Origin of the sequence: Dyella humicola (genome assembly GCF_026283945.1) — a bacterium.
Lineage (GTDB): Bacteria > Pseudomonadota > Gammaproteobacteria > Xanthomonadales > Rhodanobacteraceae > Dyella > Dyella humicola.
Window position 1 is genome coordinate 2,867,568 of the sequence record NZ_JAPDPC010000001.1, and the last position, 23,901, is coordinate 2,891,468.

A 23,901-nucleotide genomic window follows, 5' to 3' on the forward strand; every position below is an offset into this window, starting at 1 on the left:
GCAGCCCCAGGCCGGCCGAACTCCATGCCAAAAATACTGCCGATAAATCAACCTTCCGCACTGGTGGACGACGCATGGCTTGACCGGCTTCAGCGCGCCGCCTTCGAGTACTTTCCTGGCAATACGAACCCGTCCAACGGGCTGGTGGCCGATACCTCGCGTGACGGCTCTCCCGCCAGCATTGCGGTGGTCGGCCTGGCGCTGTCGTGTTACCCGGTGGCGGTCGAGCGAGGCTGGATCGCGCGCGACGATGCGGCGCGATACTGCCTTGCTGCGCTGCGCTTTTTTTCCGCCAGCGATCAGAGCGGCACACCATCGGCGACCGGATACCAGGGCTTCTATTTTCATTTTCTCGATATGCATACCGGCGCGCGGGTATGGCAATCGGAACTCTCGATGATCGACACCGCGCTGCTGATCGCCGGTGTGCTCACGTCAGCACGGTATTTTTCGGCGTCAACCGAACTGGAAACCGAGCTGCGCGAGCTCGCCGATGCTCTCTATCGTCGCATCGACTGGCCCTGGGCCCAGGATGGCGGTGCCACGATCCGGCAAGGATGGAAGCCCGAATGTGGTTTTTTTCATTACGGCTGGGAGGGTTACAGCGAGGCCATTGTGCTGTACGCGCTGGCCATGGGTTCGCCAACGCACCCGATCACCGGGGAGTGCTACAAGGCGTGGACGGCGACCTACCAGTGGGAAAACCTGTACAACTTCGATTTTCTCTACGCCGCCCCGCTGTTCGTGCATCACTATTCGCATGCATGGATCGACTTTCGCGGCATACGCGACAGCTTCATGCAGCAAAAGCACTCCGATTACTTCGAAAACACGCGGCGTGCCACCTACATCCAGCGCGAATATGCGCAACGCAATCCGTACGAATTTGTTGGCTACAGCGAAAACTGCTGGGGCCTGACCGCATGCGACGGTCCCGTCGGCGATGCGCCTAGCCCGTCGGGTGGCACGCACCGGCTGTTTGGCTATGCCGCGCGTGGCGTGCCATTTGGGCCCGATGATGGAACCCTGTCCTGCCCGACCGTCGTCGCCTCATTGCCGTTTGCGCCCGATATCGCGGTCGAAGCCATGCAATACATGATGACGCGCTATCCGCAAATCATTACCGACGGACGCCTGGCAAGCAGCTTCAACCCGACGCTCGCCGACAGCGAGGGCCGCCCGTGGATCTCTGCCGGACACTTCGGCCTCGACCAGGGCGTCATGACGATGATGATCGAGAACCACCGTAGCGGGTGGCTATGGACACTGATGCGCGACTGTTCCTATCTCACCGAGGGACTGCGCCATGCGGGTTTTGCAGGTGGCTGGCTCGACAAGCCTGCCGCCAGCCATGCAGAGGCGCACTGATGGCCAAGTCCTTCGACGCTTCCACGGCTCCACCCGAGGATATCTACGAGCGCAATCGCACTTCCAACGTGCACCCCCCGTCCTGGATCAATCCACAGCCGGCTGCGCGCTATCAGCTGGCGGTGATTGGCGGCGGGCCGGCCGGACTGGTCGCCGCCAAGACGGCGACCGCACTGGGTGCCAAGGTGGCACTGATCGAGCGCGAGCGGATTGGTGGTGCCTGCCTCAATACCGGCAGCGTGCCATCGAAATCGATGATTCGCACCGCCCAGGTCTATGCTGACATGAGTGATGCCCAGCGTTTTGGCGCGCAGGTTCCCCAAGGCATCGAGTTCGACTTTGCCGCCGTGATGGACCGCGTGCGGCGCATTCGCGCGCATATGAGTGGCAACGAGTCGGCCCAGCAACTGGTCGATCAAGGCATCGATGTGTTCTTCGGCGAGGCCAGCTTTATCGCGGCGGACGCGATCAAGGTCGGCGACCAGATCATTCGCTTCGGCAAGGCCGTGATCGCAACCGGCGCACGCGTAGGCGTCCCCGATATTCCGGGCCTCGCCGAAGCACGGCCGCTAAACAGCAGGACGGTGTTCGATGTCACCGAGTTGCCGCGGCGCCTGCTGATCATCGGTGGGGGAGCGGTGGGTTGCGAGATTGCGCAGGCGTTCTGCCGCCTGGGTTCGAAGACGACGATTGTGCAGGACATGCCGCTGTTCCTTGGCAATGAAGAGCGTGATGCGGCGCAGATCCTGTCGGATGCGCTGGCGCGCGACGGCATCGAGGTTCGGCTGAATACGAACGTCGTCGCAGTACGCATCGAAGGCGGCGAGAAACTGGTGGACCTGGTCAGCGACGACTACCGAAACACAATCGCCGTCGATGTCATTGGCGCCGGTGTTGGCTACGTCCCTAATGTGCAAGGGCTGGGCCTGGAGGCGGCCGGCGTTGAGTACGACTGCAAGCGCGGCATCCGCGTGGACGACTTCATGTGTACCAGCCAGCCGAACATCTATGCCGCCGGGGACGTCTGCCTGGAGCACCGGTTTACCCACACGGCGGAGGCCTCGGCGCGCATCGTGGTGCAGAACGCGCTGTTTCGCGGGCATGAGCGCCTGAGCGCCCTGGTGCTGCCCTGGTGCACGTTTACCGATCCGGAAATTGCCCACGTCGGCCTGTATGTCCGGGAAGCCAATCGGCTGGGCATCCCCATCAAGACCTTCACCATACCGATGCATGAGGTCGATCGCGGCGTGACCGACAGCGAGCAGCGCGGCTTCGTGAAGATCCATGTGCTTGAGGGCACGGACAAGATTCTTGGCGCCACCATCGTCGCGCGCCATGCCGGCGACATGATCAACGAAATCACGCTGGCCATCATGGCGGGCATCCGACTGCGCACACTGGCCAAGGTGATCCACGCCTATCCCACCCAGGCCGAGGCGATTCAAAAGGCCGCCGAGGCCTATTACCGGACACGCTTCACCCCACGGATACAAGCCAGGTTCCGGGGTTCGCTGACACGATGAGTACCGCGCCGCGCCCTTCCCCGGCCCATTCATCAAGAAACACGTCGAGATCTCAATCGAGGACATCGTATGAACATTGGCATGATCGGCCTCGGGCGCATGGGCGCCAATATGGCCCAGCGCTTGTTGCAAGGTGGCCACCAGGTAGTGGGCTTCGATCCTAACGCGCAGGCGCGTAACGATTTGGAGAAAAAGGGCGCCCCGTCGCGCGAATCGCTGCCGGCGCTGGTGACGGCACTGACCGCGCCACGCGTGCTGTGGCTGATGGTGCCGGCCGGCGAGATCACCGATAGCACGCTCAATGCACTACTGCCCCTGCTGAAAGCGGGCGACACCGTGATCGATGGCGGCAATTCCTACTACAAGGATACTTTGCGCCGCGCCCAGCAATTCGCCGGCAAGGACATCGCCTATGTCGATTGCGGAACCAGTGGCGGTGTCTGGGGTCTGGCCGAGGGCTATAGCATGATGGTCGGCGGCGATAAGGCGGTCGTCGAGCGCCTCAGCTCGATCTTCGAAACACTTGCGCCGGGTAGGGACAAGGGTTGGAGTCGGGTCGGCCCGGTCGGTTCCGGACACTTCGTGAAGATGGTCCACAACGGCATCGAGTACGGCATGATGCAGGCCTACGCGGAGGGCTTCGCGATACTCCAGAAAAAAGAGGAGTTTGCCCTGGACCTGCCCGCCATCGCCGAGATCTGGCGCTACGGCAGTGTGATTCGCTCGTGGCTGCTGGATCTTACCGCCGATGCCTTGCAGAAGAATCCGCAATTGAGCGGCATTGCGCCCTACGTGGTCGACTCCGGCGAAGGTCGCTGGACGGTGGACGAAGCCATCGAGCTCAATGTGCCCGCCCCCATCATCACCCAGTCGTTGATCGAGCGGCTGCGCTCGCGCGACAACGATTCGTTCTCCGACAAACTGCTATCGGCCATGCGCAATGAATTTGGCGGCCATCCGATCAAGAAGGAATGAGCGCGGCCGGTTCACCGGGCGCCAGGCGTCACCTGCCGAGCAAGGCTTTCGCGCGCGCGTAGACGGCATCCTCGGTGAATCCGTATTTGGGCAACACCACGCTGATCGGTGCAGATGCGCCGAAGCGCTCGACGCTGATCATGTCGCCATGCGCGCCGATATAGCGCTCCCAGCCTTGCGATACGCCAAGCTCGACCGCCAATCGTGCACTGACTGACGGTGGCAACACCGCGTCGCGCTTGGCCTGCGGGAGTGCATCGAACAGCTCCCAGCTCGGCATGGAGACACAGCGCACCGCGATGCCCTCCGCCTCCAGCCGCTCCGCCGCCTTGACGATAAGGCTCACTTCCGAGCCGGTGGCGATAAGGATCAGTTCCGGCTTGCCATTCTTCGCATCGGCGAGCACGTAAGCGCCTTGGCGCAACCCCTCGGCTGACGCGTAGCGAGTGCGATCCAGCGTGGGCACGTCTTGCCGGGTGAGCACGAGCAGCACCGGGCGGCCGCGCGTTTCCACGGCAACCCGCCAGGCCACCGCCGCTTCATTGGCATCGGCGGGACGGATCAGCACCAGGTTGGGCATGGCGCGCAGGCTGGCCAGCTGCTCTACCGGCTGATGGGTGGGACCGTCTTCGCCCAGGCCGATGCTGTCGTGGGTGAACGCGTGGATCACATGCAAGCCCATCAGCGCCGCCAGGCGGAGGGTCGGGCGCATATAGTCGGAAAAGATCAGGAACGTCGCACCGTAGGGAAGCAAGCCACCATGCGCGGCGATGCCGTTGACGACGGCTCCCATGGCATGTTCGCGCAAACCAAAATGCAGATTTCTTCCCTGCCGGCTCCAGCCTGCCGGATCCGAACCTTGCAGATCCTCGCCCTTGGTGGCGTCTGGATTGAAATCGCCCAGCCCTTTCAGCGCAGTCTTGGTCGATGAATCGAGATCGGCGGAACCACCGGTCAGCGCGGGAAGCCTCGGGGCGATCGCGTTCATGGCCTTGCCGGCGGCATCGCGCGTGGCGATGCCCTTGGCGTCGGCAGGAAAACTCGGGACGTCAGCGTCCCAACCTGCCGGCAGCTCTCCACGCACCATCCCCTGAAGCTCGGCGTGACGCTCGGGAAACGCCTTGGCGTAGGCGCTCATCCGCTCGTCCCAATCGGTCTGCTGGCGTTTGCCAAGATCCACCGCGGTGCGGAAGTGGGCAAGCACGTCGTCAGGCACCAGGAAGTCAGGCTCGATGGGCCAACCGAGCTTCTGCTTGGTTTTGCGCACACTCTCCACCCCGAGCGGCGATCCGTGTGCCTTGACACTGTCCTGCTCGGGCGAGCCATAGCCAAGATGCGTACGCACGAGTATCAGCGAGGGTCGGTCGACTTCTTCCCGGGCCACGCGCAGCGCATCGTCGATGGCATCCAGGTCGTTACCATCGGCCACTCTCACGGTGTGCCATCCATAGGCCTCGAAGCGGGCCGCGCGATCCTCGGAAAAGGTCATGTCGGTGCCGGCCGCGAGGGTGACCCGGTTGTCGTCGTACAGGCAAACGAGCTTGCCGAGCTTGAGGTGCCCGGCCAGGGACGCCGCCTCCTGCGACACGCCTTCCATGATGTCGCCATCGCTTACGACCGCATAGGTGTAGTGGTCGATCACCGCATGCCCCGCATGGTTGTAGCGGGCGGCCAGCTGAGCCTCCGCGATGGCCATGCCCACGGCGTTGGACACACCCTGCCCCAGCGGTCCGGTGGTGGTTTCAACACCCGGTGTTTCGCCTCGCTCCGGATGTCCCGGCGTCTTGCTGCCCCACTGCCGAAATTGCTTGAGGTCGTCCATCGAGAGCGCGTAACCGGTCATGTGCAGCAGGCTGTACAGCAACGCCGAGCCATGGCCGGCGGACAGCACAAAACGGTCGCGATCAAACCACTGCGGGTCTTGCGGGTTCAACTTGAGCCAACGCATCCACAGCACATAGATCATGGGTGCCGCGCCAAGCGGCAGTCCAGGGTGGCCGCTATTGGCCTTTTGCACCATGTCGACGGAAAGAAAGCGCAGCGTATTGATGCATCGTTGGTCGAGATCGTTGGCCATGGGACACCTGTAGGGGGGCACGGTGACGCGGTGGATTGTTGCGTGTGTCGCAGCGATTAAGAACTCTTCAGCGCGGCATCCACAATCTGCTGCGCTTCCTGCAGGATGGATTTCAAATGGGCCTCGTCCTTGAAGCTCTCCGCATAGATCTTGTAAATGTCTTCGGTTCCCGACGGGCGCGCTGCAAACCAGCCACTGCTCGAGGTCACCTTGATGCCGCCGATCGCTGCGTCATTGCCGGGCGCGCGGTCCAACACCTGCTCGATCGGCTCACCCGCCAGCTGCTTGCCCTGCACCTGCTGCGGCGAGAGCTTTGCCAGCGCAGCCTTCTGTGCCGGCGTTGCGGGCGCTTCCACCCGGTCGGCATAAGGCTGGCCCAGTGCGCCGACCAGATCGCCGTAGAGTTCGCCGGGATCGCGTCCACGACGCGCCGTGATTTCCGCAGACAACAGGGCTGCGGTGATGCCGTCCTTGTCGGTGGTCCAAACCGAGCCGTCCCGTCGAAGAAACGACGCGCCTGCACTCTCCTCCCCGCCGAAACCGAGCGAGCCGCCGAACAGGCCGTCGACGAACCATTTGAACCCTACCGGCACCTCGTAGAGCTTGCGCTGCAGGCGCATGGCCACGCGATCGATCAGTGCCGTGCTCACCACCGTCTTGCCCACCGCGGCAGCACCACCCCATTTCGGTCGATGCTGGAACAGGTAATCGATCAGGACGGCAAGATAGTGGTTGGCCACCAACAGACCGCTGCTGCGCGTGACGATGCCATGGCGGTCGTGATCGGTATCGCAGGCGAAGGCAACGTCGTACTGGCTCTTCAGTCCGATCAGCCGTTGCATGGCGTAGGACGAAGAAGGATCCATGCGGATCTTGCCGTCCCAGTCGACCGTCATGAAGGCAAACTGCGCATCCACTTCTTCGCTGACCACGGTGAGGTCGATCTTGTAGCGTTCCGCGATCGGCTTCCAGTAGTGCACACCAGCCCCGCCGAGCGGATCGACGCCCAAGTGGATACCGGCGCTGCGGATCGCCTCGAAATCGACCACGCCGCCCAGATCGCCGATGTAAGCGTCCAGGAAATCGTATTCATGCGTGGTGCCCGCATGGCGCGCCCGACTGAGCGGCACGCGGCGGACGTCCTTGAGCCCACCTTCGAGCAGCGCATTGGCACGATTCTGGATCCAGCCGGTGATGTCGGTGTCGGCAGGGCCGCCATTGGGCGGGTTGTATTTGAAGCCGCCGTTGTCAGGCGGATTATGCGATGGCGTGACCACGATGCCGTCGGCTTGCCCTGCCGAGCGTCCGTGGTTGTGGCCGAGGATGGCGTGCGAGATCACCGGCGTCGGCGTGTACTCGCCACCCACGGCGAGCATCGTCTCAACGCCGTTGGCGGCCAGCACCTCCAGCGCGCTGTCCTGCGCCGGTGGCGACAGCGCGTGGGTGTCGATGCCCATGAAGAGCGGACCATCGATGCCCTTGCTCTTGCGGTACTCGCAGATGGCCTGAGTGATGGCCAGCACGTGCCACTCATTGAAGCTACGCTCAAACGAACTGCCGCGATGCCCGGACGTACCGAATTGCACGCGCTGCGTGGGCTCGGCAGGATCAGGTTGCAGATCGGTATAGGCCGCGACCAGTTTCGCCACATCGACCAGTAGGGATGGCGGCGCGGGCTTGCCTGCCAGTGGACTGATGGTCGTGCTCACGAGCGCGCATTCCGTCTTTTACGGTACAGCCGGATCAAGGCATTGGTGGAACTGTCGTGATCCAGCTCGGGTTCGCCCGGATCGGCTATTTGCGCAGCCGTGCGCTTGGCCAGGGCCTTGCCCAGTTCCACGCCCCACTGATCGAAGGAATCGATACCCCAGATCACGCCTTGCACGAAAACGCTGTGCTCGTAGAGCGCCACCAGGCTACCCAGCGCATAAGGGTCGAGCCGCTGCGCGAAAATCGTCGTGCTGGGCCGGTTTCCCTCAAATCGCCGTTGCGGCACCAGGGCAGGCGCGGTCCCTTCGGCCCTCACCTCGGCGGCGGTCTTGCCGAAGGCGAGCGCCTCGCCCTGTGCGATCAGGTTGGCGATCAACAGGTCATGCTGGTCATTACCATGCGTATCGATCAAGGGATTGAGCGGCTGGTAGAAACCGATGAAATCACACGGAATCAGTCGCGTGCCCTGGTGTATGAGCTGGTAAAACGAATGCTGGCCGTTGGTGCCCGGCTCGCCCCAATAGATCGGTCCGGTGTCGTAATCCACACGCACGCCGTCGAGCGTCACATGCTTGCCATTGCTCTCCATGGTCAACTGCTGCAGATAGGCCGGAAAGCGCTTGAGGTACTGCTCGTAGGGCAGCACGGCCACCGTCGCCGCATCGAGAAAGTTGGTATTCCAGATCGCCAGCAGCCCCATGATCACCGGCAGGTTCTGTGCCATCGGCGCACTCAGGAAATGCTCGTCCATGGCGTGGAAGCCGGCCAGCATGGCGCGAAACTGGTCGTCACCGATGGCCAGCATGGTGGAAAGGCCAATGGCCGAATCCATCGAGTAGCGCCCACCGACCCAGTCCCAGAATCCGTACATGTGCTCGGTATCGATGCCGAACTCCGCCACGCCCTTGGTGTTGGTCGACACGGCCACGAAGTGCTTGGCGATGGCGCCGCCCTTTTCGGCGTCGGAACCGCCCAGGCCGTGGAGACACCAGTCGCGCGCCGCATGCGCATTGGTCAGGGTTTCCTGCGTGGTGAAGGTCTTGGAGCAGACGATGAAAAGCGTCTCGGCGGGATCGAGGTCACGCGTGGCCTCGGCAAAGTCAGTGCCGTCTACATTCGACACAAAGCGGAACGTCATGTCGCGCTGGCTGTAGTGGCGAAGCGCCTCATAGGCCATCACCGGCCCGAGATCCGAGCCACCAATGCCGATGCTGATCACGTTGCGGATGCGCTTGCCGGTGTGTCCCTTCCAGTCACCGTTGCGGACCGATTGGGTAAACGTGGCCATGCGATCGAGCACCGCGTGGACCTTGGGAACCACGTTGCTACCGTCCACTTCAATGCTTGCATCGGCGGGTGCGCGTAAGGCGATATGCAGTACCGGGCGGTTCTCGGTGGTGTTGATGCGATCACCCTTGAACATCGCGGCGCGGTGCTCCGGCAAGCCGCAGGCCTCGGCCAGCTCGCCAAGCAGTCGCAGCGTCTCGTCGGTGACTCGCTGCTTGGAATAATCGATATACAGGCCCACGGCCTCGGCGTGCATGCGTTCGCCGCGCGCTCCATCGGAGGCGAACAGGTCGCGCAGATGTGCCTTCCCCACCTGTGCCACGTGCTGCTCGAGCGCATGCCATGAAGACAGCCGCGTAAGATTGGGCGACGCGGGGCCGCCAGCCTGGGCGTTCATGATGCGGCCCGCGCAAGTTCTGCGGTCTTGTCCGCAATACGCTGCAACAGCTGCTGCCAGGACGCGACGAAGGACTTTGCGCCATCCTGCTGAAGCTGGCTGGCCAGCGCGTTCAGATCGATACCGGCCTTCGTGTATGTCGCGAGCACCCTGGTCGCGTCACCACCGTCTTCGGCCATGACTCCTTTCAACGAACCATGCTGGCCGAACGCAAGCAGGGTCTTTTCCGGCATGGTGTCGACGGTGTCGGGTGCGGCGAGGGCTTCCACGTAGAGCGTGTCCGATGCGGACGGATCCTTGGTGCCCGTGCTCGCCCACAACAGGCGCTGCGCCCGGGCACCGGCATCGGCAAGTGCACGCCAGCGCGGCGACGCCAGCATCGCTCGATAGGCCTTGTACGTCTCCTGCGCCACCGCGATGCCCAACTTGTTGTGCAACTCGGCAGGTACTTTGTCCTTGATCGCCACATCCCATCGGCTGACGAAAACGGAGGCGACCGATCCGACGCGCGGGTCAAGCTTGGCCTTCACTCGTCGCTCGATGCCACGCAGATAGGCTTCCGCTGCGGCCAGATATTGCTCACGCGAGAACAACAAGGTGACGTTGATCGGTATGCCGGTGAAGATCGCCTCTTCGATCGCAGGAATGCCTTCCGGGGTCCCGGGGATCTTCACAAACAGATTCGCTCGCGCGGCTTGCCGATGGATGTCCTTGGCAGCCTGGATGCTCCCAGCCGAATCGCTGGCCAGCAAGGGCGATACTTCCATCGAGACCCAACCATCACGCTGATCGCTGGCCGCAAACACCGGCTGGAACAAGTCGGCGGCGCGACGCAGATCCTCCAGCGCCAGCTCCATGAATAGCGCCTCACCCGACAGGCCGGCCCTGGCCTTCTCATGGATGCCCGCGTCGTAGGCGTGACCGCTGCCGATGGCGCCATCGAAGATGGTCGGGTTCGAAGTGAGGCCGGTGACCGACAGCTCTTCGATATAACGGCGCAAGGTGCCGTCGTTGAGGATGTCCCGGGTGATGTTATCCAGCCACAGGCTCTGGCCGAGTTGATGTAGTTGCTGGGTGGGTTTCATGGTTACTCCGGTGAAGCATAGGCAGAATCGGCACGAAAGTCGGGCAACGCAAAACGGCCAAGCTCGTCAATATGAGTGACGGTCACGTCGGGCACGGGATCAAGCGTGGAAGACTCAGCCTGGGCCGCGTAGTGGCCTTGCCGCACGAAAACCGTGGTAAGTCGGTCGCCGAGCTTGTGCTTCATGGCGGCGAGCAGCTTCGGCTTGTCGTCGACCATCACATAGTGGGGGGCGGGGAAACTTTGCTGGATGGGGTCACTCATGTGCTCCTTGTGCACATAGATGAGCACCCGACCGGCGACCGCCTGCCACAAGCCCGATTGATGGATCTTGTGCGGCTGAAACACGATGTCGCCATCCGAAAGAATGACGGTAGTGCCGAGCGTGCCAAGATGTCTGACCGTCTCCAGCGCGCCGGGGTACAAGCCTTCGGCAAACGGGTAGTCCAACAGGTAGGAGGAAAGCCGCAACAGCGATGGATTGGCCTCGCAGCCGAGTCGAAATTGCTGGAGCGCGCCGAGATAGTCGGCGTAGCCAAGCCTGTCTCGCAGCTCTTCATAAATCGACCAGTAGCGTTTGCGCTCAAGCTCACCGAACTGCGCGTCAAGTGCGGCCGTCACGTCAGCGGCGAAGCGATCGTTATCGAACAAGGTGTTGTCGACATCGAGAAGGAACACCACCGGCCCCGTCGTCAGCACGGCTTGCTCTCCTCCGGCTGCGGGTTATGCCAGCCGCCCGGAATGAGGTTGTCTGCGGCTGCCGGACCCCAGCTGCCCGCGTCGTATTCGATCAACGGCACCGCGTTGTTGAGTATCGGATCGACGACCGACCAGGCGGTCTCGACGGACTCGTCGCTGGTGAACTGGGCGATGTCACCGTGGATGGCCCCCCCCAGCAGGCGCTGGTACGGTAGCTCGTCATGTTGTGTCTGATGGCGCGCCACCAGTTCCACCGACTCGCCGCGCATGGCCTCGCCCGACTGCTTGACCTGGGCGCCGAGGGAGATGATGACTTCGGGACTGACGCGGAAGCGGAAATGATTGGCCTGCGTTGGCATCACGTCGTCGAACACCGCCAACGGTGGATGCTTGAGCGTGACGAACACTTCCGAACAGGTGATCGGCAGGCACTTGCCCGTGCGAATATAAAAAGGCACGCCGGCCCAGCGCCAGTTGTCGATATGCAAGCACAGCGCCGCGAAGGTTTCGACCTGGGAGTCCGCTGCCACACCCTTCTCGTCGCGGTAACCGCGAAACTGGCCCCGCACCACATCTTCAGGACGCAATGGCCGCATGGCGCGGAACAGGCGCAATTTCTCGGCGCCCATGGCCACCGGGTCTCGTCCAACCGGCGACTCCATCGTCAGCAAGGTGGTCACCTGCAGCAGGTGGTTCTGTACCACGTCGCGAATGGCGCCGGCTTCTTCATAGAATTTGCCACGGCCCTGGACGCCGAAGTTCTCCGCCATGGTGATCTGCACGCTATCGATATAGGTGCGATTCCATACGGGCTCGAGAAAGGTGTTGGCAAAGCGAAAGTACAGCAGGTTCTGCACGGCCTCCTTGCCCAGATAGTGGTCGATACGAAAGATATCGGGCTCGGCAAAGACTTCGTGCAAGGTGAGATTCAGGGCCCTGGCGGAGGCCAGGTCGTGCCCGAACGGCTTTTCGATGATGATGCGCGCACCCTTGGCACAGCCGGATCTCGCCAGGCCCTGGACCACCGTGCCAAACATGCTGGGCGGGATCGCCATGTAGTGGAGAGGATGGCTGGCGTTGCCCAAGGTCTGCTTCAGGCGGTCGTAGGTTGCCGGGTCGTTATAGTCACCATCGATGTACTGCAGTCGCGCGCAAAGGCGGCTGAAAGCCTCCTCGTCGATACCGCCGTGCCCCTTGAGGCTGTCGCGTGCCCGCTCCCGCAGCTGATCCAAGGTCCAGTTTGCATACGCCACGCCGATCACCGGCATGTCGAGCTCGCCGGCACGCGTAAGCGCCTGCAGTGCTGGAAAAATCATCTTGTGGGCCAGATCGCCTGTCGCACCAAAGAAGACGAAGGCGTCCGAACGAATGGCGTTCATCAAAACAATGCCTGTATCGTTGCCACACCATCTGGCAGGCGGGAACATCGAGCTTGGCTTAGATAACGTTAAGAGCGCGCAAGGACGACATGGCCGTGACGTGACGTGCATCCGAGGCGCCTAGACGGCGCGAGGGAGGCGCACGTCGACGTAGTGATCCCGGCCATCATCGAACAGCAAGATGCACTGGTCCACCTGCGGCCTGCCATCCAGGCTGAGCCTGATGCCGTCAATGAGATCGTCCGTGCGGGTAACGGTAATGTGGTAGTCGGTCTCGTGATGTCGGTAGTCCAGCTTGAACGAGGCCCAGTCGGGCGGCAGTACCGGCGTGATGCATAAGCGCTCGCCCTCCAGGCGAAGTCCCAGCAGCGACTCGACGATCAGGCGATACATCCAGCCAGCCGAGCCGGTATACCAGCTCCAGCCGCCCCGCCCCACGTGCGGAGGCACGGCGTAGACGTCGGCCGAGACCACATAGGGTTCCACTTTGTAGGTGTCGATCGCCTCGCCGGTCAATCCATGATTCACCGGATTGATCATGCGCAATAACTCCCACGCACGGGCACCATCACCGAGCTTGGCGAAGGCCATCGTCGCCCAGATCGCTGCGTGGGTGTACTGACCGCCGTTTTCGCGCACGCCAGGCACATAGCCCTTGATATAGCCCGGATCGAGCTTCGATCGATCGAAGGGCGGATCGAGCAGCTGTATCAGGCCCTCGTCGCGACGCACCAGGTGCTGATCCAGCGATTGCATGGCCTGCCTGGTACGCGCCTCGCCTGCTGCACCCGAAAGCACCGACCAGCTTTGTGCGATCGAATCGATTCGGCACTCGTCGTTGCCGGACGAGCCCAGCGGTGTGCCGTCGTCGAAGTAGGCGCGCCGATACCATGCACCATCCCAGGCGTGGGACTCGAGATTGACCTGCAGCTTGGCTGCTTCGGCCTCGCAATAAGTCGCGAACGGCACGTCGCCCCTGCGCCGCGCGATGGGTGCGAAGCGCAGCAGCACGTCGTAGAGGAAAAAGCCAAGCCAGACACTTTCGCCGCGGCCATGCTCGCCGACCTTGTTCATGCCGTCATTCCAGTCGCCGGCACCGATCAGCGGCAGTCCGTGGACGCCGCGTGGCGCGGCGTGCCGAATGGCCCGCACGCAATGCTCATACAAGCTCTCGTGCAATTCCGAGCGAGCCGGCAGGTCGTAATAGGACTCTTCATCCGGATTGACAGGGCGCCCTTCCAGATAACCGGCACTTTCATCGAGCACGCCATCGTCGCCCGTCGTAAGGACATAGCGGCTGGTTGCCAGCGGCAGCCACAGATAATCGTCGGAACAGTGTGTGCGCACGCCCCGATCCAGTGGCGGGTGCCACCAATGCTGGACGTCGCCCTCGACAAACTGGTGGGCCGCACATAGCAACAGGTGCTGCCGTACACGATGCGGACTGGCGTAGATCATCGCCATCGAATCCTGCAACTGATCGCGAAAACCAAACGCGCCGCCGGACTGGTAGTAGCCGCTGCGTGCGAAGAACCGGCATGCCATGGTCTGATACATCAACCACCCATTGGCCAGCACATTCACCGCCGGATCGGGCGTCTGCACCTGGACCTTGCCCAGCGTCCAGCGCCAATGCATGCGCACCGCGTCGAGCGCTGCGGTTGCCGTGCCCTGTCCCCGCAGTCGCTGCACCATGTCGCTCGCTGCCTTCGCATCACTGGCAACGCCCAGTCGAAAAATGATTTCGTACTCATCGCCATCGTCCAGCTCGAATGCCAACTGCAAGGCAGCGCACGGGTCCAAGCCTGCGCCGACCTGGCCCGAGAGACGCGCGTTCGCCATCGCCGCCGGGGCGTGGCGATGGCCATTGCGGCCGAGAAATTCCGTCCGATCGCCGGTGAGAGTCCGCGCATGATGGTGCAGATCAAAGAACGCCACCCGCCCCGAAAACTCCATGTTGTAGGCATTGCGGGCGAAGATGGCGCCCGTTACCGGATCCGTTTCGGTCACCACATGCATGGCCGTGCGCGAGCGCAGATCACCCAGCACCCATTCGACGTATCCCGTGGCAGAAAGCCGCCGTGCCCGACCGGACTTGTTGCGTATCTTCAGCACGTTGAACTTGACCGGGGATTCCAGATCGACATACGTCCACAGCTCGGTATGGATACCGCGCTCGTCATGCTCGAACACCGAATAGCCAAAACCGTGACGGGTCCGGTAAGGCCCACGGCCACGTCGCGGCAAGGGCGTGGGTGACCAGTAGTGGCCCGATTGTTCATCGCGCAGGTAGATGGCCTCGCCACTGGCGTCGGTGACTGGATCGTTCGCCCACGGAGTGAGGCGAAATTCGTGCGCGTTCTCGGCCCAGGTGTAGCTGCCGCCGCTTTCGGATACCACGCAGCCGAACTGCGGGTTGGCCAGCACGTTGGACCAGGGCGCGGGGGTGGGCTTGCCCTCTTCCAGGTCGATCACATACTCGGAGCCATCCGCGCTGAAGCCGCCATACGGATTGGTCAGCGACAGCGCTTCCTGCGTTGACGAAGGGGGAGATTCAAGCTCCGGCGCGTCGCCATAGCTGCCAGTGATTCTCAGCGGCGCCGGGCGCGTGCGCAGGCGTCGACGGCCCACCTGCTCCGCCAGGTTGCCCGCATTGTCGAACAGCACGAGGCGCGCGGCCGCCTGCACCAGGATGCGATCTTCATTGGATATCTGCTGGACCGAACGCACGAAGATCCCGCCCGGACGATCGATCAGGCTCGCTTCCACGCCCGAGGCGATCAAGCCCATGATCATGTCCTGCAGTTGTTGACGGTAGCCGGCGTGGTCCTCGTTCCAGACCACCAGATCCACCGTCAACCCCTTGAGCCGCCAATAGGCATGCGCCTGCACCATCTGGCGTACCAGTTCGATATTGGACAAGTCGGCGATATGCACGAGTGCGATGGGCAGGTCGCCCGAGATCGACTGTCCCCATAGTCCCGATTGGCCGCGACGGTTGGCGCGCAGGATGCCCGTCTCGGCCCGCAAGGTGGGGTTCGCGTAAATGATGGATGTGGCCATCTGTTCGTAGAGCTGCGCATCGGCCAGGCTCGCGTTGAGTTGGCGCAGCAATACCTGGCTGTGGGTCCAGGCCAGGTCGAACACGCGGTCGGCCAGATGTCGATCGCGATATTTCGCGATCAGCGCCAGGCAGGCATCGCGCGACTGGCCTACGCCAGTCACCATATCCACCACCGCCGAACGACCAGGTTCCAGCGAGATGCGACAACGGATGGCCACGATCGGATCAAGTACCGAGCCCTGGCTATTGGACAGGCGACGGTAGTTGTCGCCCTGGCCTCTCATCACCTGGGGGCGGGCCACGCTGCATCCGCGCCCGATGAAGCGGGCGCGATCTGTCTCGTAGGAGATTTCGTCGACATCGGCGTCATGCACCGCTATCAAATGGCACATCCACGGCACGGTCTCCTGGCTGGATCGCGGGCGCCGCGTGCAGATGATGGCCTGCAAGGCCGGTACCAGCTCGGTCTGCACAAACAGGTTGCTGAAGGCGGGGTGCATCGCGTCGGAGATGGCTGGAGCGAGCACCACCTCGGCATAGGTGGTGACTTCGATGGTCCGTCGTGTTCGGCCGCGATTGGTGAGGCGTATGCGGCGAAGCTCGATGTCGTCCTCAGGCGACACCACGATCTCGGTATGCGCGTCGAAGTCGTGCTCGCGCACGCGAAATTCAGCGCGTGCATCAGAGAAGATCGCCTCGTAGTGCTCAACGTCCTTCAGCGCCGGCTGATGCGAGCTCGACCAGAACTCGCCGCTGGCCACGTCGCGCAGGTAGCAGAACATGCCCCAGTTGTCGCAGCTGATGTCTTCCTGCCAGCGGGTGACGGCCAGCTCGCGGCAGCGGCTGTAGCCGCCACCGGCGCTACTCACCATCACGTGATAGCGACCATTGGAGAGCAACTGCAGCGCCGGGCGCGCCCGATCCGGATCGGTAAATACGCGCAACGTCGGCTCGGGCGATGGCGCCGTCGTGACCACCGAGGGGAATTCCGTGGCGTGCACGAACTCCACCGCCGCCCTGGGTACGCGTTCCTGCAACAGCAGCAGGGTCGCCTGAAGCGAGGGGTCGGACTCGAATCGCTTCTGCATCGGCCGGTGCTGCAGCAAGTAGTCCAGGGCCAACAAACTCATGCCCTGGTGATGCGCCATGAAAGAGCGGATGACCGCAGCCTCCTGCCCGCGTGGAAGGCGCGCAGGCGTGTAGTCAACCGCTTCGTATAGCCCGAAGCGTCCTTCCATACCATCACCTACGAGCCTGCGCAGGTTGGCACTCGCTGCCGCGGGCGCAACCATCAACGCCAGCACCGTGGCATAAGGCGCGACCACCAACTCGTCACCCAGACCCCGCTTGAGGCCAAGGCCGGGCACACCAAAGGCACGGTATTGATAATTGAACTGGGCGTCGAGCGTGTTGTAGCCCGATTCGGAAACGCCCCATGGCCGGCCCAGTTGCGCACCATATTCGATTTGTCTTGCAACGGCGACCCGGCAGGTCTGGTCGAGCAAGGTGCCGCCATAGCTGGGCATCACCAGCATCGGCATCAGGTATTCAAACATCGAGCCCGTCCAGGACAGCAGCACCGGCAGGCCCGCCGCCGTGGTCAGCAGCCTTCCCAACGTGAACCAGCCCTCCTGCGGCAGCTGCTCTTGCGCGATCGCCACGAAACTAGCCAGTCGCGCTTCCGACGCAAGCAGATCGTAGAAGCTGGTATCAAGCCGACGCTCGTCGACGTTGTAGCCGATGGAGAGGAGATCGCGCTGACCGTCGTACAGAAAATCAAACTCCATCACCGCCATATCGCCGGCCTGTTTGGCGAGCCGATCGATGGCGGCCAATAGCGTGATGGCGTGCCCCTGCGCGTCGCCGTCGCTGTCCGGATCGATCAGTGAAGCCTGGCGCAAGGTCGGCAGTCGGGTTTGCCCTTCCACCATGTCGATCGCAGGCAGCAGCCTCAGTTGGCGCGTATGGCCATCGATATCCCGGCACTGCTCCAGCAACGCCTGTGTCCAGAATTCGACCTCGGCGTTGTCCCGCGCACGGAAAGATGCCGCGACGGCTTCCGTCTCCGCCAGCAATTGCCGAGCAACCGCCTGGGCCTCGTCCATGGTCAACGGCAACGCTTCCAAGGCCGCGCGTAGCGCGAGCCGCAAGCCATCTAGCGTGTCGGTCGCCCCACCCGCGGCCAACACCGCCCTGCGCAGGACATCGAGCGTGTCTTTCAGGCCTTCGAGCAGGCGCACATCGAACAGCGCGTCATCGGCCAGGGCCAGCAAGCCCGCGCGCAACGTGAGCAGGTGCCCGGCGAGGTTTCCACTGTCTACCGAAGAGATGTAGCCCGGCGGCAACGGCCTGAGGGTGAGCGTGTCGTACCAGTTGTAGAAATGCCCTCGATAGCGCTCCATCGACTGCATCGTGTGCAGCGCCTTCTCGGTACGGTCGAGGAGCCGGGTCAAGCTGACATAGCCAAAATCGTAGGCCGCCATATTCGCCAGCAACGACAGGCCCATGTTGGTGGGCGACGTGCGGTGTGCCACCACGGCGACCGGCTGTTCTTGCATGTTGTCCGGAGGAAGCCAATGGTCCTCGGGGCCGACATGGGTCTCGAAGAACGCCCACGTCTTGCGCGACAGCCTGCGCAGGAAACGCAGCTCGCCAGCCGTAGGAGTAAACGCCACGCGTGCGATGGGCCGGCTGATCCACCAGGCAAGCGCCGGCGAGACAAACCAAAGCAGCAGGAAAGGACTGGCAACGGAAAACATGGTCGGTTGCCACCGAAAAAGCGCTGCAGCCACGGCAATGGACAGTGCCGGCGCGATCCACATCAGGCGGCAGAACACAGCCAGGCTCCCCGCGCTGGATCGCTCGGTGTCCCTGGAGACGCTCCACTGAAGCATGCGACGTCGGCTGACACAAATGCGCCACAGGGTGCGAACGATCGCGTCGAGGCTGTAGAGCGCCTCGTGCGGCAGCCAGGCCAGCAATACCAGCGCATGCAGGAAGTGCTGGCCGCTGGACTGAAGCGCGACGCGAACATGCTGACCGAGCCGCATGTCGCGCGACTTCCTCAACAGGTCGACCAGCGAGGCAAACAGCGGCGGCACCAGGACGACCGCCAGAATCGCAGCAGTCCACCACGGCCGCCGGGGCAGCCCCAACCAGCCGACCAGAAAAAGGGCCAGCAGCGAAGCCGGCACCAGGCTTCGACGCAGGTTGTCAAAGATCTTCCAGCGAGAGAGTGTCGACAGTGGATTCCATTCGCGTCGCCCATCCTGCGTGGGCGTGCGCAGCATCAACCAGGGCAACAGTTGCCAGTCACCGCGAATCCAGCGATGACGACGACTCACGTCGGCGCTGTAGCGAGACGGATACTCCTCGTAGAGTTCCACGTCGCTGATCAGTCCCGAGCGCGCATAGCAGCCTTCCAGCAAGTCATGACTGAGAATGCTGTTGTCGGGGAAGCGCCCACCCATGGTGGATTCAAACGCTTCCACGTCATAGATGCCCTTGCCTATGAAGGACCCTTCACGAAAGAGATCCTGGTAGACGTCGGAAACCGCCCGCGTATACGGGTCAATGCCGGCGCTACTGCTGAACAATCGCGTATAGGCAGATCGCGTTGCACTGGCCAGACTCAGACCGACCCGGGGTTGCAGAATGCCGTAACCCGAGACGACGCGCCGGCGGCCGGTATCAATCACCGGTCGGTTGAGTGGATGGTCCATGGCGCCGACGAACTGGTGTGCCGAATCGCGAGGCAGCTGGGTGTCCGTGTCCAGCGTAATGACGTACTTCATTTCGCCAAGCAGGTCGCGGCGACCGACGATCATCAGGAACCGATCGGCGCTGCCTCCGCGCAAGAGTGCGTTGAGTTCAGCGAGTTTTCCTCGCTTCCGTTCGTATCCCATCCACAGCTTGTCGGCCGGCTCCCAGCGGCGAGGCCGATGTAACAGGAAGAAGCGGTCGCGCTCCGTTTCGGCATAGGTCGCATTGAGCGCCTCGATACGCTGCCGGGCTAATGCCAGCAACGAGGCGTCCTGCTCCAGGACCTCCTCCCGCGCATCGGCAAAATCGGACAGCAGCGCGAAATGCAGGAACCGGTCGCGGTTGGCCAGAAAACGCACCTCCAGTCCATCGATGAGGTCGTCCACGTCCTGCTGATTTGAAAACAGCGAGGGAACCACGACCAGCGTGCGCGCATGCTCGGGCAGGCCGGAGGAGTAGTCCATGCGCGGCAGCATTTGCGGCTTTATCGTGACGGTCACGAGCCAGTTCACCAGCGCAATGGATAACTGGCTGGCGGCCAACCCAAGAGGGACAGCCATGACGACGTATAGCCAGGTTCGTACGCCGGCCTGCTGCAGGGCCGACACCAGGGGCCACGTGAGCAGCACCGTAACGAGCAGGATCAAACCCAGGAAGAGCTTGAGCGGCGGCCGCAAAAAGAAGGGATGCCAGGCGACCGCCGAGGTTCGACCCGATCCGATACGCCGCTCCAGGCTGGGAAGGCCCTTGTCGACGAGAAACCAACCGATATGCGCCTCGATGGACGCCCGACCCGCCTGCGTAGCGCTGTCGAGCGACAGATCCAAGGCAGCTCGCGCCACCTCGCCTTCCGCAAGCGCATTCCGCCGGGCAAGCCGTTCCACCACGTGGCGGTAGTGATCTCGCGTAGCGAAATCCATCTTCGGATAAACGCCCGCTGGATCCAGACGTAGCGTGTGCTCGACAACACTCGTGCTTTCCACGAATTCGCGCCAATCCGTGGCCGACAGCATGCGAAGGCTGCCGATGCTGTTGCCAATGGAAACCTGATCAGCTGCTTGCTGCTGGGCCTCCATTTGCACGAGATGCTCAATGCTCAGGCCTGATTCGGCGAGCCGTTGCTCAATCCAGTTCAGCGGTAGCGCCAACGCCGGCCCTTGCCCTTGCAGTCGTCGGGTCAGTTCGGCAACGAAGGAACTGGACATCGATGGATCCGATCGCGCCATGTCGGCAACCGCGAGCACAACGCTTTTGGGATCTCGTTCGGTAATTTCGGTCATCCGGTCAGCCCATTGGGCCGCCAGGTTTCGGTCATTCCACTCGACCATGACGCGGGCGGCCACGCGGCGCAGGTTCTCTATCAAGGCCAGCCGCAGCATGATGGGAATGGCCCAGAGCTCGCCCAAGGTCAGCGGCGACACTGTCTGATAGGAGGCGATGAAGAGCCCGAGGCTCTCGTTGCCCACCCGGCCGTCGCCGTGCGAGATCGTCTCGAGCGCGATGTCGTAGACGCGGGGAAGTCCTGCCGACGCACCGCTCAAGAGACTCGGAAGCTCTCGGCTATAGCCCCTGGGCAAATGCCGCTGCGCAATGCGCACCTGCTCTTCGACCAGGTAGTAGTTGTCGAGCAACCACTCGCCCGCCGGAGTGACGCGACGACCACTTCGAATGGCGTGCGTCAGCTTTTCGCAAGCGCGCGCCAAGACCAGCTTATTGTCCGCGAGACGCGCCAGCAGGGAGTTTGCCTTCGACTCGGCAATGGTTCGATGCCTGCCCGCCAGAACCGCTCCGTACAGATCCATTTGATCGGCACTGAATAGCTCCGATCGAAGTGCCGGTTGCTGTTCGATGCTCTCGCGAGACGTGGACGGTCGACGTAGCGCGACCCAGGGCGGACGAATCTTGACGGAGGCGAGTGGGTTGCTGATCTTCAAAGTTCGCTGTCCCATCGGGAGATCTTTCGGTGCGGCAAGTGCCCGCAAGAAGATGCCGATGCTGGCATGCGTTAGCCCTACGCCGGGAACGCCAGGCTGTTGTAACCCACGCCTAGGGACGGTTGCGTGAAAGCCTCCGTCGCCGCAAGCCACCCTTCGTTACCCATACGCCCCGCGTTCACCGCGACGCCAGCCGCACGTTTCCAGCGCGCACTCATCAACTGTCACTCGCGCCGAGACGTCGCTCCTTCGCGGCCGATTCACGCCATGACGTGCACGATCACGGCACCGCCTGGGCTTAGGAGGACCACCGACTTTTCGGTGGAGTCCAGCCGCTACCGGCGAAAATCAGCCTGCCTTGCCCCTCCTAGAGAGTGGTAACGATGAGCATCCCTTTGATCCACTATTTTCGCATCCTCGTTGCTGGCGAGCAGGCCGAGGAAGTCAGCAGCATCATCGAACAGGATCTGCATTTCAGGACCATGGTGGTGCCGCCTACGGGCATCGCCGAGGCGATCCGCTCCGGCGCCGACCTCGGCGCCATCGTGGTGTCGCGCGCACTGGCGCCGGCCGCGATTGTCGCGCGCGACGAGCGCGGCCTACGCATGCCTATTTTCATGATCAGCGACCGTCATGACGAAACCTTCGCCGATCCGTTTCTGAAATCCCTTGATGGCATCGTCATCGCCGATCTGGAAAGCCGCGATTTCTACGAAAAGCGCCTTGTGTCCTCGGTGGAACAGTACGTATCGAGTCTGTTGACACCGTTTTTCGGGACGCTAATGCAGTACGACTTCGACGCGAACCGCACATGGGCCTGCCCCGGACACCAGGGCGGCCAGATGTTCATGCGCCATCCGGTGGGCCGCCTGTTCTACGAGCACATGGGAGAAAACGTCTTTCGCGACGACATCTGCAACGCCATGGTTTCGCTCGGCGACCTGCTGATTCACGAGGGACCCGCACTCGCCGCACAACAAGCGGCCGCCCGCGTGTTCAAGGCGGACAGGACTTATTTCGTGCTGAACGGCACTTCGGCCTCGAACAAAGTGGTCAACACGGCGCTGCTCACCAGCAGGGACATCGTCCTGTTTGATCGCAACAACCACAAGTCGAACCATCACGGCGCGCTGGTCTTCGCCGGCGCCATACCGATCTATTTGGAGACCGATCGCAACGGCTTCGGCATGGTAGGTCCGATCGATTGGTCAGCCTTCGACGAGGATGCCATACGCAAAAAGATCAAGCACCACCCGCGCCTCAAGGGTACCGACGCGTGGAAACGCGAGCGCCCCATCCGCGTAGCCATCATCGAGCAATGCACCTACGACGGTACCGTGTACAACGCCAGAAAGGTGCTGGAGAAGATCGGCCATCTTTGCGAGTACATCCATTTCGACGAAGCCTGGGCGGGTTTCGGCGCTTTCCATCCGCTGATGAAGGATCACTTCGGCATGAGCCTATGCGTGACCGACAAGGACCCCGGGATCATCGCCACGCAGTCGACGCACAAGCAGTTGGCGGGTTTCTCGCAAGCCTCGCAGATCCACGTTAAGGACGCACACATTCGCCAACAGCGCTTTCGCCTGAACCACAAGCGGTTCAATGAGATGTTCATGCTGCAGGCGTCGACATCGCCGTTCTATCCGTTGTTCTCAAGTCTCGACGTCAACGCTCAGATGCATGCCGACAAGGCCGGACGCGTGCTCTGGGACGACATGGTGAAGCTGGGCATCGAAGCCCGGAAGGCGATCCGAAGGCGCTTCACTGGCTTTATCAATCCGTTCGTGCCCGATACGGTGAAGTACCAGGGCGAACGCACGAAATGGGAAGACGTGCCCACCGAGGTACTCGCCGCCGAGCAGGAGTATTGGCAGCTCGACCCGAACGAGAAGTGGCATGGCTACAGCCACCTTGGCCCGGATGTGGCAATGGTGGACCCGACCAAACTCATGCTGACCACGCCGGGCATCGACCCCAGAACGGGCGGCTACGCCAGCACCGGCATACCCGCCACGATTCTCGCCAATTACCTGCGCGAAAACCACGTCATTCCGGAGAAGAACGATCTCAACAGCATCCTGTTTCTCATGACGCCGGCGGTGGGCGAAGGCAAGATGGCGATGCTGCTGGCTGCCCTGGAGCGCTTCCGGGATCACTACGATGCGGACAACCCGCTGACCGAGGTATTGCCGGGTGTTTCACAGAAGTATCCCAAGCGATACCGAGGCTACACGGTGCGCCAGCTTGCGCAGGAGATGCACGATTTCTATGCATCGAAGAATGTCAAAGAGCTGCAGCGGCTGAGTTTTCGGCATGAGTCCTTTCCCGAACAAGCCATGTCGGCGCGCGATGCCAACGAAGCACTCGTTGGCGGCCATATCGACTTCGTGCCCATAAACGAAGTGTCGGGACGGATCGCGGCCACGCTGGCGCTGATCTATCCCCCTGGCATTGGCATAGTCGTACCGGGCGAACGCTATGACGAACGCGCCAAACCCATGATCGACTACTTCCTCGCGTTCGAGGAAAGCTGCAATCGTTTCCCAGGCTTCTCCTATGAGGTACAGGGCGTCTATCAGGTGTCCGAGGGCGGCAGAATCCGGTTCTATACCTACGTGGTCAAGGAGGCCTGAACCGGT

Annotated in this window: 11 protein-coding genes; 4 read left to right on the forward strand and 7 right to left on the reverse strand. The window is 62.4% G+C overall.

What is annotated here, in order from left to right; translation table 11 throughout:
* Nucleotides 1-24 precede the first annotated feature (24 nt).
* The 3 genes from OUZ30_RS12680 (at nucleotide 25) to gnd (ending at nucleotide 3,866) form a co-directional block, all read left to right on the forward strand.
* On the forward strand, nucleotides 25-1,368 hold the full coding sequence (locus tag OUZ30_RS12680) for a glucoamylase family protein (RefSeq protein WP_266182672.1): 1,344 nt from the start codon (nucleotides 25-27) through the stop codon (nucleotides 1,366-1,368).
* Entirely contained in the window at nucleotides 1,368-2,891 is a 1,524-nt protein-coding gene (locus OUZ30_RS12685) for a mercuric reductase (RefSeq protein WP_266182673.1), read from the forward strand. Before OUZ30_RS12680 ends, OUZ30_RS12685 begins: the two co-directional genes overlap by 1 nt.
* Nucleotides 2,892-2,960: 69 nt before the next feature.
* Nucleotides 2,961-3,866 (forward strand): phosphogluconate dehydrogenase (NAD(+)-dependent, decarboxylating), encoded by a 906-nt coding sequence (gene gnd, locus OUZ30_RS12690; RefSeq protein ID WP_425601499.1) that lies wholly within the window; start codon nucleotides 2,961-2,963, stop codon nucleotides 3,864-3,866.
* A 28-nt stretch (nucleotides 3,867-3,894) separates the two neighbouring features.
* Here gnd and tkt read toward each other — a convergent pair whose 3' ends face one another.
* The 7 genes from tkt to OUZ30_RS12725 all read right to left on the reverse strand — a co-directional run bounded on the left by tkt (nucleotide 3,895) and on the right by OUZ30_RS12725 (nucleotide 21,274).
* The gene (gene tkt / locus OUZ30_RS12695; protein WP_266182674.1) at nucleotides 3,895-5,943 is read right to left on the reverse strand and encodes a transketolase; all 2,049 of its coding nucleotides are present in this window, start codon (nucleotides 5,941-5,943) and stop codon (nucleotides 3,895-3,897) included.
* Between the two features lie 56 nt (nucleotides 5,944-5,999).
* Nucleotides 6,000-7,652, reverse strand: a complete 1,653-nt coding sequence (pgm, locus tag OUZ30_RS12700; protein ID WP_266182675.1) for a phosphoglucomutase (alpha-D-glucose-1,6-bisphosphate-dependent) — start codon at nucleotides 7,650-7,652, stop codon at nucleotides 6,000-6,002.
* Entirely contained in the window at nucleotides 7,649-9,337 is a 1,689-nt protein-coding gene (gene pgi / locus OUZ30_RS12705; protein WP_266182676.1) for a glucose-6-phosphate isomerase, read from the reverse strand. Before pgi ends, pgm begins: the two co-directional genes overlap by 4 nt.
* Entirely contained in the window at nucleotides 9,334-10,422 is a 1,089-nt protein-coding gene (gene tal / locus OUZ30_RS12710; protein ID WP_266182677.1) for a transaldolase, read from the reverse strand. Before tal ends, pgi begins: the two co-directional genes overlap by 4 nt.
* A gap of 2 nt (nucleotides 10,423-10,424) precedes the next feature.
* Nucleotides 10,425-11,120: an HAD family hydrolase gene (locus OUZ30_RS12715; RefSeq protein WP_266182678.1), complete on the reverse strand. Its 696-nt coding sequence runs from the start codon at nucleotides 11,118-11,120 to the stop codon at nucleotides 10,425-10,427.
* Nucleotides 11,114-12,499, reverse strand: a complete 1,386-nt coding sequence (gene zwf / locus OUZ30_RS12720; protein ID WP_266182679.1) for a glucose-6-phosphate dehydrogenase — start codon at nucleotides 12,497-12,499, stop codon at nucleotides 11,114-11,116. The genes OUZ30_RS12715 and zwf overlap by 7 nt, the downstream gene beginning before the upstream one ends.
* A gap of 120 nt (nucleotides 12,500-12,619) precedes the next feature.
* The gene (locus OUZ30_RS12725; RefSeq protein ID WP_266182680.1) at nucleotides 12,620-21,274 is read right to left on the reverse strand and encodes a glycoside hydrolase family 94 protein; all 8,655 of its coding nucleotides are present in this window, start codon (nucleotides 21,272-21,274) and stop codon (nucleotides 12,620-12,622) included.
* A gap of 368 nt (nucleotides 21,275-21,642) precedes the next feature.
* On the opposite strand from OUZ30_RS12725, the gene speC reads away from it, so the two are divergent.
* Complete coding sequence (gene speC / locus OUZ30_RS12730; protein ID WP_266182681.1) at nucleotides 21,643-23,895, forward strand: ornithine decarboxylase; 2,253 nt, start codon at nucleotides 21,643-21,645, stop codon at nucleotides 23,893-23,895.
* Nucleotides 23,896-23,901: the final 6 nt, after the last annotated feature.

What these genes read in the sequence shown, in the direction of transcription:
- OUZ30_RS12680 (WP_266182672.1), top strand. Translation starts at nt 25, where the DNA reads ATGCCAAAAATACTGCCGATAAATCAACCTTCCGCACTGGTGGACGAC.
- zwf (WP_266182679.1), bottom strand. Translation starts at nt 12,499, where the DNA reads ATGAACGCCATTCGTTCGGACGCCTTCGTCTTCTTTGGTGCGACAGGC.
- pgi (WP_266182676.1), bottom strand. Translation starts at nt 9,337, where the DNA reads ATGAACGCCCAGGCTGGCGGCCCCGCGTCGCCCAATCTTACGCGGCTG.
- OUZ30_RS12725 (WP_266182680.1), bottom strand. Translation starts at nt 21,274, where the DNA reads ATGGGACAGCGAACTTTGAAGATCAGCAACCCACTCGCCTCCGTCAAG.
- tal (WP_266182677.1), bottom strand. Translation starts at nt 10,422, where the DNA reads ATGAAACCCACCCAGCAACTACATCAACTCGGCCAGAGCCTGTGGCTG.
- gnd (WP_425601499.1), top strand. Translation starts at nt 2,961, where the DNA reads ATGAACATTGGCATGATCGGCCTCGGGCGCATGGGCGCCAATATGGCC.
- OUZ30_RS12685 (WP_266182673.1), top strand. Translation starts at nt 1,368, where the DNA reads ATGGCCAAGTCCTTCGACGCTTCCACGGCTCCACCCGAGGATATCTAC.
- speC (WP_266182681.1), top strand. Translation starts at nt 21,643, where the DNA reads ATGAGCATCCCTTTGATCCACTATTTTCGCATCCTCGTTGCTGGCGAG.
- tkt (WP_266182674.1), bottom strand. Translation starts at nt 5,943, where the DNA reads ATGGCCAACGATCTCGACCAACGATGCATCAATACGCTGCGCTTTCTT.